We start from the raw sequence: 15,325 nt of genomic DNA, 5'->3' as shown, positions 1-15,325 counted from the left end.
ATTTGATTTGTATGGTTTACAAATATGATTTCCTGATTATAGGCGCTGGCGTGGCTGGCATGAGTTATGCCCTGAAGGTGGCCCGCGCCAAGAAAGGTAAGGTGTGCATTATCTGTAAGACCTCGCTCGATGAGGCCAACACTTCATTTGCACAGGGTGGCGTGGCTTCGGTTACCAATCTGGCTGTTGATGATTTCGACAAGCATATCGAAGACACGATGATAGCAGGCGACTATATCAGTGATCGCGCTGCAGTAGAGCAGGTGGTGAGAAACGCTCCTGAACAGATTAAGGAACTGGTGGAGTGGGGCGTCAACTTCGACCGCAAGGAAGACGGTACGTTTGACCTGCATCGTGAGGGCGGACACTCTGAGTTTCGCATCCTGCACCATGCTGATGATACTGGTGCTGAGATTCAGCGCGGACTGATGGCTGCCGTGAGAAGCAATCCTGATATCGTGGTGAGAGAGAACCACTTCGCAGTGGAGATTATCACTCAGCATCATCTGGGTGCCAAGGTGACACGTCGCACACCCTATATCAACTGTTATGGTGCTTATGTGCTGAACCCTGAGACGGAGAAGGTGGACACGTATCTGTCGAAGGTCACGCTGATGTGTACTGGTGGATGTGGGGCTGTGTATCAGACCACCACAAACCCCATCATTGCAACGGGTGATGGTGAGGCTATGGTCTATCGTGCCAAGGGTACGGTGGCCGACATGGAGTTTGTGCAGTTTCACCCCACAGCCCTCTATTCTCCAGGCGAGACACATCCTGCCTTCCTGATTACGGAGGCCATGCGTGGCTATGGCGGCATCCTGCGCCTGCCTAACGGCGAGAGCTTCATGGAGAAATATGACGAGCGTCTGTCGCTGGCTCCACGTGATATCGTGGCACGTGCCATCGATAAGGAGATGAAGATTCACGGATTGGACCATGTGTGTCTGGATGTCACGCATAAGGATCCTGCCGAGACTCGTCGTCACTTCCCGAATATCTACCAGAAATGCTTGTCTATGGGTATCGACATCACCACGGACTATATCCCCGTGCGTCCTGCTGCCCACTATATGTGCGGTGGTATCAAGGTCGACCTGAACGGTTGTTCAAGTATTGAGCGCCTGTATGCTATCGGCGAATGCTCATGCACTGGTTTGCATGGTGGTAACCGCTTGGCTTCCAACTCACTGATTGAGGCCGTGGTCTATGCGGATGCTGCTGCCAAGCACTCACTGGAGCATGTGGACCTGTACGACTTCAACGAGAAGGTGCCTGAATGGAATGATGAGGGTACGCTGACGAATGAGGAGAAGGTGCTGATTACCCAGAGTGTGAAGGAGGTGGGCGAGATCATGTCCAACTATGTGGGCATCGTTCGTTCCGACCTGCGTCTGCATCGTGCCTGGGTGCGCCTGGATACGCTCTATGAGGAGACGGAGAACCTCTTTAAGCGCGTGAAGGCCACAAGGGATATCTGCGAACTGCGCAATATGATTAATGTGGGCTATCTGATTACTCGCTTTGCCCTGGAACGTAAGGAGAGTAGGGGACTGCATTACACCATTGACTATCCGGCTCACGCATACGATAAGTAAGGGTAAAAGGAAAAGAGAAAAGTGAAAAATTTGCTACCGCTTTATGTTTGAGGTAAATCCCCAATATGCGGTAGCAAATTTTTCACTTTTCACTCTTCACTATACCTTTTATAGTTTTGCTAATTCAATCACCTTGTCAACAGCAGCGCTGAGGCCATCAACACTCTTACCGCCAGCCTGTGCAAAGTGGGGCTGACCACCACCGCCGCCTTGGATGAGCTTGGCTGCTTCGCGAACCATCTGACCAGCATTCAACTTATGATCGGCCACCATGTCGTCGCTCATCATGATAGAGATCTGAGGCTTGTTGTCTGCATGTGTGCCTAGTACGCAGAGTAGAGAACTATCCACGGCTGCACGAATCTTGAAGGCCAAATCCTTGGCTGCTGCAGGAGCCATGGGCAGCACAGCGGTGATCACCTTCACACCGTTGACCTCGCGGGCTTTCTCTACCAACTGCTTGGCAGTACGCTCTACAGCCTGTGCCTGGAAGGCTTCGATTTCCTTCTTCATAGCGTCATGCTCGTCGATATATTTCTTGATAACGCCCTGCAAATCCTTGGCATTATTGAAGAAAGCCTTCACGGCACGCAGCATATCCTCGGTCTGATACAGGAGCTCTTCACACTCCTTACCTGTCTTAGCCTCAATACGACGGATACCGGCAGCAACGCTGCTCTCAGAGATAATCTTAAAGAAGCCGATACGGCCGGTACTGCTGGCGTGAACACCACCACAGAACTCGCATGAGGGACCGAAGCGAACCACGCGTACTTTGTCGCCGTACTTCTCGCCGAAGAGGGCGATAGCGCCGAGTTTCTTGGCTTCGTCGAAGGGCATGTCACGATGCTCGTCGATGTGGATGTCCTGACGAATCATGTCGTTGACCATACGCTCTACCTCGCGCAACTGCTCGTCAGTAACTTTCTCGAAGTGTGAGAAGTCGAAACGCAGGGTGTCGGGGCTCACGAATGAACCTTTCTGCTCCACGTGGTCGCCCAATACCTGCTTCAAAGCATAGTCGAGCAGGTGGGTAGCGGTATGGTTGGCAGCAGAAGCATCGCGCTTGTCGGTATCAACGCAAGCCATAAACTGGGCTGCGGTATCCTTTGGCAACTGCTTCACGATATGTACGCTCTGGCCGTTCTCGCGCTTGGTATCGATAATCTCGATGGTCTCGTTCTCAGAAACCAGAACACCCTGGTCGCCTACCTGACCACCCATCTCGCCATAGAAAGGCGTATTATCGAGTACCAGCTCGTAGAACTCGTTCTTCTTCTGGGTCACCTTGCGATAGCGCAGGATGCGGCACTCGTATTCTGTATAGTCGTAGCCCACGAACTGTTGTTCGCCTGGCTGCAGCTCTACCCAGTCTGAGTTCTCTACGGCAGCGGCATTGCGGGCACGGTCTTTCTGTTTCTGCATCTCGGTGTTGAACTGCTCCTCGTTGACGGTGAAGCCGTTCTCACGGCAAATCAGCTCGGTCAGGTCCAAGGGGAATCCGTAGGTGTCGAACAGACGGAAAGCCTGTACGCCGTCGAGCTCCTTCTTACCTTCGGCCTTGAGCTGCTCCATGGCGTCGTTGAGCATGCCGATACCCTTCTCCAGTGTGCGGAGGAATGAGTCTTCCTCTTCCTTCATCACCTTGGCAATGAGGGTCTGCTGAGCCTTCAGCTCTGGGAAGGCGTCGCCCATCTCCTCAACGAGGGTAGGCAGGAGCTTGTAAAGGAAGGCTTCCTTCTGACCCAGGAAGGTGTAGGCATAGCGTACGGCACGACGCAGGATACGACGGATCACGTAGCCAGCCTTGGCGTTTGAGGGCAACTGACCATCGGCTATAGAGAAGGCAACGGCACGCAGGTGGTCAGCGCAAACACGCATAGCCACGTTGATATCGTCCTGCTCCTTACTGATGGGGTTCTCGGTCTCCTCCTCGAAGGTGGTATATTTCAGACCTGTGATCTGCTGCTCGGCCTTGATGATAGGCTGGAACACGTCGGTATCGTAGTTGGAGTGCTTGCCCTGCATCATGCGGACCAGGCGCTCAAAGCCCATACCAGTATCAATCACGTTCATTGACAGGGGCTCCAGTGAGCCGTCAGCCTTGCGGTTGAACTGCATGAACACGATGTTCCAAATCTCGATAACCTGAGGATCGTCCTGGTTTACCAGTTCACGGCCGCTCTTGCCACTGGCCTTGCGCTGCTCGGGTGTACGTGAGTCAACATGAATCTCTGAGCAGGGACCACAGGGACCTGTATCGCCCATCTCCCAGAAGTTGTCGTGCTTGTTACCATTGATGATGTGGTCGGCAGGCACGTGCTTAGACCAGTATTTGGCTGCCTCGTCATCGCGAGGGATGTTCTCTTCGGGTGAACCCTCGAATACGGTTACGTACAGGTCCTCGGGGTTCAGCTTCAGTACGTCGACAAGGTATTCCCATGCCATATCAATGGCACCCTCCTTGAAGTAGTCGCCAAAACTCCAGTTACCCAGCATCTCGAACATGGTGTGGTGGTAGGTGTCGTGACCTACTTCCTCCAAGTCATTATGCTTACCTGAAACGCGCAGACACTTCTGTGTATCGGCACGGCGACGTGGCTCTGGGTCACGTGTTCCCAGGATAATATCTTTCCACTGGTTCATACCCGCGTTGGTGAACATCAGCGTGGGGTCGTCCTTGATAACCATCGGTGCAGAGGGCACGATGGCGTGCTGTTTTGACTCGAAAAACTGTTTGAACGAGTCGCGAATTTCTTTTGCAGTCATTATCAATCTTTGGTTATTTTCAATTTTGTGTGCAAAATTACAAAATAATTGCGAAAAATCGATGAGGAATTAGAATAATTTCGTATCTTTGCAACCAAATGATGATGTTTTTATGGCACTGAATCTGAATAAGAACTTGAAACTCTACTATTCCATCAAGGAAGTAGCTGAGATGTTTGACCTTAACGAGAGCACTTTGCGCTTTTGGGAGACGGAATTTCCGTATCTCAAACCAAAGACGGCTGGCCCCAGTAAGGTTCGTCAGTATACCGAGAAGGATATTGAGCAGATTAAGCTGATCCACAACCTGGTGAAGGTGCGTGGATTCAAGTTGGCTGCTGCCAAGAAAATCATCAACTCCAATCGTGATGGTGCCAACAAGAAGGCCGAGGTGCTGACACGCCTGATGAGCGTGCGTGACGACCTGCAGGCGCTGAAAAAGCAACTTGACGGGTTGCAATAAAAAATGGCATCCTTATGGGTGCCATTCTTCGTTTCTCTGAAACACTTTCTCCAGTGTGATAGCTTTTGCTTCTTTCTTGGTGAGTTGTCGGCTCCAGGCTACGCGCTTGTCTGTTGCAGCGCCCTCACCTGTGTTCTCGAACTCCAGATAGCGGGCTGTCTGTTCGCGCTCTTTCTGCCAGTGGTGCCATCCCTCAGGACGGATCTGCCTGGGCAGGTTGCAATGCATGAAGAGGGTGTAGCCGTAATCACGCCATGGACGACCCAGATAGACCTTCTGCACATCGTTTGCAGTCGTGACGGTGCACTGGTTGAAGATATAGCCGAAGGGGATATGCTTGGGCGTTGATGCTGCCGTGATGTAACTGTTGGCCTTGCAATGAATGGTGCACTGCTCAAACCATGCTGTCGACGGACCAAAGATGAAGTCGGTGGTGCCCTCGATATAGCAGTGGTCAAAGAACAGGCGCGTTCCCTCCATACCCGTATAGATGGTGTCCTGATGACCCAGGAAACGGCAGTTGATGAATTTCAGGCAGTCGCCTTGTGTATGCAGGGCCACAGCCTGTCCCAGACGGGCGGCATTATTCTCTATCGTCAGGTTCTTGAAAGTGATGTGGTTGGCATCCACCCTGACGGTATAGGTGCGGAAGGTACCCATCCCCAGGCCTGTAGGCGGATAGAGGATGTTGGCATGGTCGTCGTAGGTGATGATGGTCTCCTCACGACTCTCGCCACAGAGTTCTATGTTCTGCACCCACTGTGGGATAATCACTTTCTCCTTGTAGGTACCTTTCTTGATGTAGATAACTTTGTGATAGTCCATGAAGGCGCGGCACACCTCGATGGCATCTGCAATGTTACGGAACTGGCCAGTGCCGTCGCGTGCCACGACAATCGTATCGGGATTGTCGTAGGGTGAGGCGGCATACGTGATGCCTGCCAGCAGTGAAAAGATGATAGTTTGTAGTAGTCTGTTCATCATATGTATTACATGATTTGTGAAATCTCTTTCAGGTCGTCCACCTCTTTCAGACGGTCGATAATCTCTGCCACATCATCACGGTCGTGAACACGCAGGTCGATGACACCGTCGAAGATACCATCCTCCGTGGTGAAGGTCAGCTTGCGGATGTCCACGCTCATCTGGTTGGAGATAATCGTCGTCACCTCGTTGACCAGTCCGCGGCGGTCGATACCTCCCAGGCGGATGGTGGCATCAAAGAACATGGTTTTGTGCATATCCCATTTTACGTCCAGGATACGGTTGCCGAAGCTGGCTTTCAACTTGTTGGCAATCGGACAGGTACGTTTATGGAGTTCTATGCGGTTACGATTGTCTATATAACCCAGCGTGTCGTCACCGGGGATGGGGTGACAGCAGTCGGGGAAGATATATTGACGGATATTCTTCTCGTTGATGTAGATAGGCTTCTTACGATTGAACTTCTCGGGCACGATAAACAGTTCGGGCTCCTCTTCCTTCTTCTCCTCCTCTTTCTTGGCTTTGACGAAAGGCACGAATTTGCGCCAGCCGCCACCGTTGTTGTTACTGTGTTTCTTCTTCTTACCCTTTATCTCGTCGATATCTTTCTCGCCAATCAGGAAGGTGTTCTCGCCGATGCCCTGATAGAGGGCTTCGCGACGCGTTACGTCGAACATCTTGCACAGGCGGTCCAGGACAGCAGGCGACTGTTCGATATTGTACTTCGCCAGCCAGTTCTCCAGTTTCTCCTCACCCTTCTTCTGTATCTCACGATTGGCACGGCGCAGCATGGCCTCAATCTTGGCCTTGGCCTTGGCCGTGGTCACGAAGTTCACCCATGAGGGTTGTACGTGGTGCGACTTGGATGTGAGAATCTCCACCTGGTCGCCGCTGGCCAGTCTGTGACTCAGGGGCACCAGCTTGTGGTTGACCTTCGCACCGATGCAGTGTGATCCCAGGAAGGTGTGGATAGAGAAGGCGAAGTCGAGCACGGTACTGTCTGCCGGCATCGTCTTGATCTCACCCTTGGGCGTGAAGACAAATATCTCGCTGGAGAAGAGATTCAGTTTGATGGCATCCAGAAAGTCCATCGCGTCGGGCTGTGGGTCGTCCAGGATCTCCTTGATGGTACGGAGCCACTCGTTCAGCTCAGTCTCATCCTCTGTGATACCATCTTCCTCAGCCCCCTCCTTGTATTTCCAGTGGGCAGCAAGTCCCTGTTCCGCTATCTCGTTCATACGGTCAGAACGGATCTGCACCTCAATCCAGAGACCCTGTTTCGACATCAGCGTCACGTGCAGGGCCTGATAGCCATTGGCCTTGGGATTGTTCAACCAGTCGCGAATACGGTCGGGGTGATATTTGTATATCTTCGTCAGGGCCACGTATATCTTCCAGCACTCATCCACTTCCTCCTCACGGTTCTTGGGAGTGAAGATGATACGTACGGCCAGGATGTCATAGATCTCGTCAAAGGACACATGCTTCTTCTGCATCTTACTCCAGATGGAGTAGGGCGTCTTCACACGTTCCTTGATCTCATACTGGAAGCCCATCTTCTGGAGGGCAGCCTCGATAGGCTGGGTAAACTCGTCGAACGACTGATGACGCAGGACGCGGGTCTCTTCCAGCTTACGTTCGATAATGGCATATTCCTCCGGGTGCTCGAACTTGAAACTCAGGTTCTCCAGTTCCGACTTGATCTTATAGAGTCCCAGACGGTGGGCCAGAGGGGCATACAGGTAGAGCGTCTCGCCCGCAATCTTGTATTGCTTGTTGGCAGGCTGGGAGTCCAGCGTGCGCATGTTGTGCAGACGGTCGGCTATCTTAATCAGGATCACACGGATATCCTCGCTCATGGTGAGCAGCAGCTTCTTGAAGTTCTCTGCCTGAGCCGAGGCCTGTTCGCCAAAGATACCGCCGCTAATCTTTGTCAGTCCGTCGACGATCTGTGCAATCTTCGGACCGAACATGTTCTCGATATCCTCAACGGTGAAGTCGGTATCCTCCACAACATCGTGGAGCAGGGCTGCACAGATACTGGTAGAACCCAGTCCTATCTCCGAGCACACAATCTGTGCCACGGCGATGGGGTGCATGATATAGGGCTCGCCCGACAGTCGTCTCACGCCCTTGTGAGCCTGACGTGCGAAATTGAATGCTTTTCCAATCAAGTCCACCTTCTTGCGATGGCGCGAGTTCAGGTAGTCATTGATGAGTTTCTCGTACGCATCATTAATCAGTTTTTCATCGGCTGCTTCCTGTTCCTTTAATTTCTGCTCATCATCAGTCATAGACATCCTCCTTGTAATTTTAACTACTAACTATCGTCTTCTTCTTTCTTCTTCTTAACGTACTCTCAGACGCTGTCCGGGACGTAGGTTGCTATTGCGCAGTCCGTTTAATTTCTTTATCTTGCTGACTGTCGTTCTATTTCTTTTTGCGATGGCACTCAGGGTATCGCCAGAGCGTACCTTATGCCATTGTGCGTTTCTGCTGCTCTTTCTGTCTTTGGTCGTGCTGGTTTTCACCGTCACCTCTTCTACTGCCACTTCCAGACGCTTGTCTGTGCTTGACTCTGCCGCATAGATGGAGTCCTGTCTGTCAATGAATGTCGAGATATCGCTGATAGGCAGACGGATGGGCGATGGTGTCGTTGCACCAGGCACGATGTCACGTCTGTAGGCAGGGTTCAGCGCTCTGATCATGGAGATGTCAAGTCCGCAGACACTGGCTATCTGACTGAAGTTCACGTTGCGGTCTACCATGACGGTGTCTGTCTTGACGGGCAACTGACTCTTCATCGGACAGATATTATGCTCGCAGTAGTAGTTCATCACGTAGTTGGCCGCAATGAAAGCAGGCACATAGCCTCTCGTCTCCTTGGGCAGATAGGGGTAGATCTTCCAGTAGTCCTTCTCACCGCCAGAGCGACGGATAGCCTTGTTGATATTCTCAGGACCACAGTTGTAGGCGGCAATCACCAGGTTCCAGTCGCCGAAGATATTATACAGGTCGCGCAGATAGCGGGCAGCAGCGTATGATGCCTTCACGGGGTCACGGCGCTCGTCCACCAGTGTGTTCACGTTCAGTCCGTAGGCCTTACCCGTGGTCAGCATAAACTGCCACAGGCCGGTAGCACCAACACGTGATACGGCTGTGGGGTTCAGGGCCGACTCAATGACAGGCAGGTATTTCAGTTCCAAGGGCAACTGGTACAGGTCGAGTGCTTCCTCGAAGATAGGCATGTAGAAATTTGACGCACCCAGGAAGTAGCTCACCGACTGTCTCATGCGTGAGGTATATCTGTCGATGCACGACTGCACCACCTCGTTGTATGGCATCTCCATGATGGTGGGCATGCGGTGCAGACGGTCGATATACACCTGCTTGTCGTAGGTGACATTCTCGTTCTTCATCTGACAGTCGTTGTCCGTTGCCAGGTAAGTCTTCGACATATATTGGCTCATCAGACTATCCATATCGTAGGTCATGGCCTCAGGGAAGTCAATCTCCTCCTTGTTGCCCATCTCGTCGACAACCTCAATCTCGTCGTCGTCATCATCATCGTCGACCACAATCTGTGCACTGCCGTTCAGGGGCAGCACAGCCATACATAGTGGCAGTGACCATCTTACTGTTTTGTCCAATAGCTTTGTAATATATGTCTTTATCATCATTCGTTAATGTTATCGTGTTTAAAAATTAATACTACAGTTGACACCCAGCGATGTGGCATAGAGCGGGTTGACAGACGACTTGTTGCTGATCACCGTAGGACGTACCTTCAGACTCAGGTCCTTGGAGATGTCGAACGACGACAGTTCTGCATCCACGTAGGCGTCAATCACGGATACCGCATAGACACCCAGCATGCAGAAGAAGCTCAGGTCGCGCCATCGGCGGTATTTATCCTTCCTGCTCTTGAAGATCTGCTTGTAGCGCTCTTCGTTGGCAGGCGTAATCTGTTTGCCCAGGTGCAGGAACTTATTATAGCTGGCCGTTCCCGGGTCGTCGTCCATGATGTCCAGATAGGCCTGTGAGTAGTCCTTGTACATCATGTTGTTCCACATCATGGCATAGATACAGCCTACGAATCCGCCATATACGATGGGCAGTTTCCAGTATTTCCTGTTGTATATCTGACCACCGCCAGGTATGACCAGTGCCAGCCAGAGAGCCCTCTGCGGGTCGGGTCGCCATGTGTTCCAGTCGCGCGCCACCTTCATCTCTGCCTCGTCCTTCACGAAGGTCAGCTTCTGGTATTCCAGCGAGTCCTCGATGAAGGCCGTGTCGAGAGGCAGTGCCTCGTACATGGAGTCCATCGCCATCACGATGGAGTCGGGTAGGGCGTTCTGGGCCGATGCCGTAAAAGGTAAAAAGGCAAATAGGTAAAAAAGTAAAAGCTTTGTTACCCGTTCGTTCCTTCTGTATACCTTTTTTATATTCATATCAACCACTTCCTTATCTCTCCAGCAGACTCATGATACGGTTCAGGTCCTCCTCATTGGCAAAGGTGATGCTGATCTTTCCGTTACCCTTGGGTGAACAGGTCAGCTGTACCTTTGTGTTGAGCATGCTTGTCAGGCGGTTCTTGCTCTCGTTCAGACTGCTTGACAGGGGCACCCTTGTCGTGATGCGCTTGCGTACGGTCTGCACGTCCTCGCCATTCTTCAGTGCCTGTACCATCTCCTCAACCTTGCGCACAGAGTACTGGTTCTTCTGTACCTCCTTGAAGAGTTTCAGCTGAAGCGAGGGAGAGTCCAGTGCCAGCAGTGCACGCGCATGTCCCATGTCAATCTCACGGTTCTTCAGGGCCATCTGAATCTGTGCGGGCAACTTCAGCAGACGCATATAGTTGGTCACCGCCGTACGGCTCTTGCCCACGCGCTCAGAGATTTTCTCCTGCGTCATGCCACTGGTCTCTGCCAGGTGCTCGTAGGCCAGTGCTATTTCGATGGCGTTCAGGTCCTCACGCTGGATATTCTCCACCAGTGCCAGCTCCATCACGCTCTCATCGTTGGCCGTGCGGATATAGGCAGGGATAGCCGTGAGACCGGCAATCTGCGATGCGCGCCAACGACGTTCACCGGCGATGATCTGGTAGTGGTTCTCGCTGACCTGACGCAGGGTGATAGGTGCAATAATACCCATTGTCTGGATACTTGCTGCCAGTTCCTGCATAGCCGTCTCGTCAAACTCACGACGAGGCTGGTCGGGGTTGGGCTCAATCTGGTCGATGGGAATCTCGTTCAGGTTTGATGAGCCCTGTGTCTTAACGTCACTTGTATCTATGAGGGCATCCAGTCCGCGACCAGTGCTGATATCGTCCAGACCTCTGCCCAGTACGCTCTTGTCAAATTTCTTTCTAACAGCCATGATTTATTTGTTTTTGCTGATAATTTCCTTTGCCAATGCCAAATGGTTCTTGCTACCTGTAGAGTCTGCGTCATAGAGGATGACGGGCAGACCGTGTGAGGGACTCTCAGACAGTTTCACGTTACGCTGAATCACGGTCTTGAACACCAGTTCCTGGAAGTGGCGCTTCACCTCGTCGTAAATCTGGTTGGCCAGACGGAGACGTGAGTCGTACATCGTCAGGAGGAAGCCTTCAATCTCGAGCTTCGTGTTCAGTTTCGACTTGATGATCTTGATGGTGTTCAGCAGTTTTGAGATACCCTCCAGTGCGAAGTACTCACACTGCACGGGGATGATGACTGAGTCGGCTGCTGTCAGGGCATTCACCGTGATGAGGCCCAGTGATGGTGAACAGTCAATCAGGATATAGTCGTATTCATTGCGGATGGGGTCGAGCATATTCTTGATGACACGCTCGCGGTTGTCCAGGTTCAGCATTTCTATCTCAGCACCTACCAGGTCAATATGGCTGGGGATGATGTCCAGTCCCTCGATGTCGGTTGTATAGATAGCCTCGCGTACATCTGTATGGTTAATGATACATTCGTAGAGCGAGCAGTCCACCTCTTTCAGGTCTACTCCCAGTCCGCTGGATGCGTTAGCCTGAGGGTCGGCATCAACCACCAGTACGCTTTTCTCCAGCGTAGCCAGCGATGCTGCCAGATTAATGGTTGTCGTGGTCTTTCCCACGCCTCCTTTTTGGTTAGCAAGTGCAATAATCTTTCCCATTTTTAATTTTTCTCCTATGGATTTGAACTGCAAAGATACATAATTTCCGTGAAACAGTTGTTGTTTCACTCATTTATTTTGAAAATTTTAGAAAATGGAGTGTAGTCTGTACAATTTCCAAAACGAATGAAACATTTTCGTATAATTATTAGAGGAATTATTTGTACTTTTGCAGCATAGATTTAAAAACCTAAGAATTATGATTAGAAAAATTTACTCATTTCTTTTAGTGATGATGCTGAGCGTCTGTGCCTTTCATGGCATCCAGGCCCAACAGCGTCGTCCTATTGACAATCAGCATCCGTTATGGTTGGTCCACGTTGATGTGTGGAACAGTGCTGACCCACAAAAAATTATTGATTTGATACCAGCAGATATCAAACCTTATGTTTGTCTGAACCTGTCGCTCTCTTGTCAGTTTGACACGAAGACCGGCATGTATCGTATGCCTCGTAATGCAGTGCGAACCTATAAGTCGTGGGCCACTGTCTGTCAGCAGAACAATATGTGGTTCTCTTGTCAGCCTGCCTCTGGTGGTCACACCCATATTCAGGATAACGACCTGCAGACTTTCGAGTATTTCTTCAAGACCTTCCCCAACTTCCTTGGATGGAACTATGCCGAGCAGTTCTGGGCCTTTGGCGATGCAGGCGACCTGAGTTCCATGACCAAGTCCAGTCGTTGGAATCTCTTTGCCAACCTTGTTGAGATGTCTCATAAGTATGGCGGCTTTCTCACGGTGAGCTGGTGTGGCGGTATCTATCATTTCGATACTGACCCTCTGGCAGAGTTGAAGACCGAGCCCAAGTTCTTGGCTGCCTGTCAGAAATATCCCGAGTCCATCCTGTTTCTCTACAAGTACACCCATTGCAGCAGTTTCTATAACAACGAGAGTGTGTGCTTCGGTCCGTTTATCGCCGGTCTGACCAAGAACTATGGTGTGCGCTATGACAACTGCGGCTACAACGACATGCTGACTAAGGTGCTGGGCGAGAAGCACGGCAAGAAATACCCCGGCAGTGCAGGTATCGGTACCGTGATGGAACAGACCTGCGTCAATGGTGGTGCCGTGTGGGATGGTCCTGAGCTGATCTGGACCGAAGACTTCCAGAACCTGAACAATTCTACCGTTGACGGCTACACCCGTCGCAACTGGGGCTTGTTCTCCAATTTCAAAGGCATCTGGTTAGACATGTGGCGCGAGATTACCAAGGGCAAGATGTATATCCCCACCCGCCAGGAGGTTGTAGCCAAGACCAAGGCCGTGCTGATTCATGATGCCGACAATGATTTCAAGGTGCCCGATGCCCTCTATGCCGGCCTGTATGAGGTGAAAGACCCGGGCAACAAAGGCGACGGACGTTGGGAGAACAACGGTTGGTATCTGAAGTCCTCGGGCCGTTATGGCGCTATCCCCATGGTGCCAGGCCTCTATGACGATATTGCCAAAAGTATCCCTGTGCAAGTAAAGAAGAGTGGGTTCAGTTCGCGTTGGGGCACCCAGTCAAAGAAGGTTAAGGAGTTCAACGAACTCTATCCAGAGGTGTCAAAGGGCGACCTCTTCGTGAACCGCTATCGCAATCAGTTGGTGACCTATGCTCCTTATACCTATTTAAATAAGAATAAGCACGCCACGGGTGCCATTTCTCTGCAGTATAATACCTGCGACTCATTGAAACTCGACTATTACAATCTCTCCAGCGGTGTGATTCGTGAGTATGCCGACCGTATCGAACTCTATCTGAACAACTACCGCAGTGATACCCTGACGGTACGTACCGATACCATCTATATCGTTGGTGCCACCGCCCAGCCTGTCACAACGGTGGAGAAACACAAGACGGGTACCACCACCTATAGTGCCTCTTTGGTTAGCGAGAACTATGATGCCGACACGAAGACCTATCGTGTGGGTGTGAAACACATGGGTCCTGCCACCATCACTATTGCCTGTGCCGGCGAGGGTACCAACCGTCTTACCGACTATCTCCCCGATACACCCTTAGGCCAGCCCCAGCAGCCAGCAGCCTATCATGGTCCAGTTATCATTGAGGCCGAGAATATGGACTACAAGAGCGTGAACGTCAGTCTGACACACTCCGGCTGGTGGGCACAGGACTATAAGGACTTTGCCGGTATGGGCTACGTAGAGACACAAGCCAGTACAGCCGCCGCCCTGCGTCATCAGTTGACGCTGACCGAAGGTGGTGCCTATAATATCCTGGTGCGCTATTGTAACAGCAGTAAGGCGGGTAATATGAAAGCCACCGTTAATGGTACTGCTCAGACTGTAGCTTTTGAGAAAGTTGATAAAAACGACTGGCGTGAGGCTGTTATCCCTGTCACGCTGAAAGAAGGTACCAATAATTTCGTGCTCCAAAACTCAGGCGCTATCAAGATGACCATCGACCAGATTACGTATATGCCTGCAGAGATGCCAAAGGAGAAATTTGATGTTGCTGTGCGACAGGCCGACTTTGGAACTGTGGTTGCAGATGTCGATTCAGCCCAGGCAGGTCAGGAGGTCCACCTCACCATCAGCGCTGACGAAGGCTATGGCATCAAGTCGCTCCGAGTGGTCAACTCCGTCTATTTCACCCAGGGCAAGACCATTCCTGTGGAAGTGGGTGCCAAGGAGGTATCGTTCATCATGCCCGATGAGAACGTGACCATTCAGCCTCAGTTCTACGATATGTGCGCCGTCTATGACCTCGACTTCACGGATGTGCAGGCCGGTGAACTGCCTGTTGGCTGGCGTACCACCGATGGTGACAATGTGCGCAACTATCCCACCTCGAATGGCAGTGGCCCCCGTACCTTCAGTGGCCTGCAGGGCTATCAGGGCAAGGCACTCTACTGGCGTACCACCAGTGCGGAGTATGGTCGCCTAGCCAACTATAAGCTCTCGCTCGAACCTGGCTCTTACGTGCTCTCTTTCGCTACGGCCGCATGGAAGGGCACACCCACCTATTTGGCACGTATCCTGAAGAGCACAGGCGGTGTCGTTGCTTCTTCGTCCAACTATACCGCTACGCCCAACCTGAATGGTAATGCCGCAGGCGATATCTCGTCGGCCACGCGCAACACGCTGTCGTTCGACATCACCACCAAGGGCGACTACGTGATTCAGTTCAAGGAAGTGGGCAGTGGCATGCAGGAGTTCCTCCTGGCCGAGTGCCGTCTGCGCGACTTGTCCATCCTCACCGGCATCACCACCCGTCCTGTCAGTCGTATGCCAGAGGGTATCTACAGTCCTTCGGGCGTACGTCGTGAGTCGCTGCAGCGCGGACTGAATATCGTGGTGAAACCCAACGGACAGACCATGAAGGTGCTGATCAGATAAGCATCCGCTCAGATACATAAG

The 15,325-nt window shown here is 51.8% G+C and carries 10 protein-coding genes; 3 read left to right on the top strand and 7 right to left on the bottom strand.

Features of this window, described 5'->3' with window-relative positions:
* The first annotated feature begins 11 nt into the window (after nucleotides 1–11).
* A complete protein-coding gene (gene nadB / locus L6466_RS09850) occupies nucleotides 12–1,598 on the top strand; it encodes an L-aspartate oxidase (protein WP_091851610.1) in 1,587 nt (528 codons plus the stop codon).
* A gap of 108 nt (nucleotides 1,599–1,706) precedes the next feature.
* Here the strand turns inward: nadB and alaS are convergent, their stop codons facing one another.
* The gene (gene alaS, locus L6466_RS09845) at nucleotides 1,707–4,370 is read right to left on the bottom strand and encodes an alanine--tRNA ligase (protein ID WP_091816402.1); all 2,664 of its coding nucleotides are present in this window, start codon (nucleotides 4,368–4,370) and stop codon (nucleotides 1,707–1,709) included.
* Nucleotides 4,371–4,479: 109 nt separating this feature from the next.
* Between alaS and L6466_RS09840 the strand changes: the two genes are divergently transcribed.
* On the top strand, nucleotides 4,480–4,830 hold the full coding sequence (locus L6466_RS09840; RefSeq protein WP_091816100.1) for a MerR family transcriptional regulator: 351 nt from the start codon (nucleotides 4,480–4,482) through the stop codon (nucleotides 4,828–4,830).
* A gap of 12 nt (nucleotides 4,831–4,842) precedes the next feature.
* On the opposite strand, the gene L6466_RS09835 is transcribed toward L6466_RS09840, so the two are convergent.
* The 6 genes from L6466_RS09835 to L6466_RS09810 form a co-directional block, all read right to left on the bottom strand.
* Entirely contained in the window at nucleotides 4,843–5,811 is a 969-nt protein-coding gene (locus L6466_RS09835; RefSeq protein ID WP_431356520.1) for a pectinesterase family protein, read from the bottom strand.
* An 8-nt stretch (nucleotides 5,812–5,819) separates the two neighbouring features.
* Nucleotides 5,820–8,108, bottom strand: coding sequence for a RelA/SpoT family protein (locus tag L6466_RS09830; protein WP_237796643.1), 2,289 nt, complete (start codon nucleotides 8,106–8,108; stop codon nucleotides 5,820–5,822).
* A gap of 54 nt (nucleotides 8,109–8,162) precedes the next feature.
* Nucleotides 8,163–9,428, bottom strand: a complete 1,266-nt coding sequence (locus L6466_RS09825) for a lytic transglycosylase domain-containing protein (RefSeq protein ID WP_237803543.1) — start codon at nucleotides 9,426–9,428, stop codon at nucleotides 8,163–8,165.
* A gap of 84 nt (nucleotides 9,429–9,512) precedes the next feature.
* A complete protein-coding gene (locus L6466_RS09820; protein WP_237795653.1) occupies nucleotides 9,513–10,265 on the bottom strand; it encodes a DUF5683 domain-containing protein in 753 nt (250 codons plus the stop codon).
* Between the two features lie 13 nt (nucleotides 10,266–10,278).
* Nucleotides 10,279–11,193, bottom strand: coding sequence for a ParB/RepB/Spo0J family partition protein (locus tag L6466_RS09815; protein ID WP_237803045.1), 915 nt, complete (start codon nucleotides 11,191–11,193; stop codon nucleotides 10,279–10,281).
* Nucleotides 11,194–11,196: 3 nt separating this feature from the next.
* On the bottom strand, nucleotides 11,197–11,961 hold the full coding sequence (locus L6466_RS09810) for a ParA family protein (protein WP_091816089.1): 765 nt from the start codon (nucleotides 11,959–11,961) through the stop codon (nucleotides 11,197–11,199).
* Between the two features lie 199 nt (nucleotides 11,962–12,160).
* On the opposite strand from L6466_RS09810, the gene L6466_RS09805 reads away from it, so the two are divergent.
* Nucleotides 12,161–15,304 carry a glycoside hydrolase family 98 domain-containing protein gene (locus L6466_RS09805; RefSeq protein ID WP_237803047.1) on the top strand — a complete coding sequence of 1,048 codons (3,144 nt, stop codon included), beginning with the start codon at nucleotides 12,161–12,163 and terminating at the stop codon, nucleotides 15,302–15,304.
* Nucleotides 15,305–15,325: the final 21 nt, after the last annotated feature.

The organism is Prevotella communis (assembly GCF_022024175.1).
GTDB classification, from domain to species: domain Bacteria; phylum Bacteroidota; class Bacteroidia; order Bacteroidales; family Bacteroidaceae; genus Prevotella; species Prevotella communis.
The sequence above is the reverse complement of the archived record's forward strand: the minus strand, read 5'-3'. Positions and strand labels throughout refer to the sequence as shown.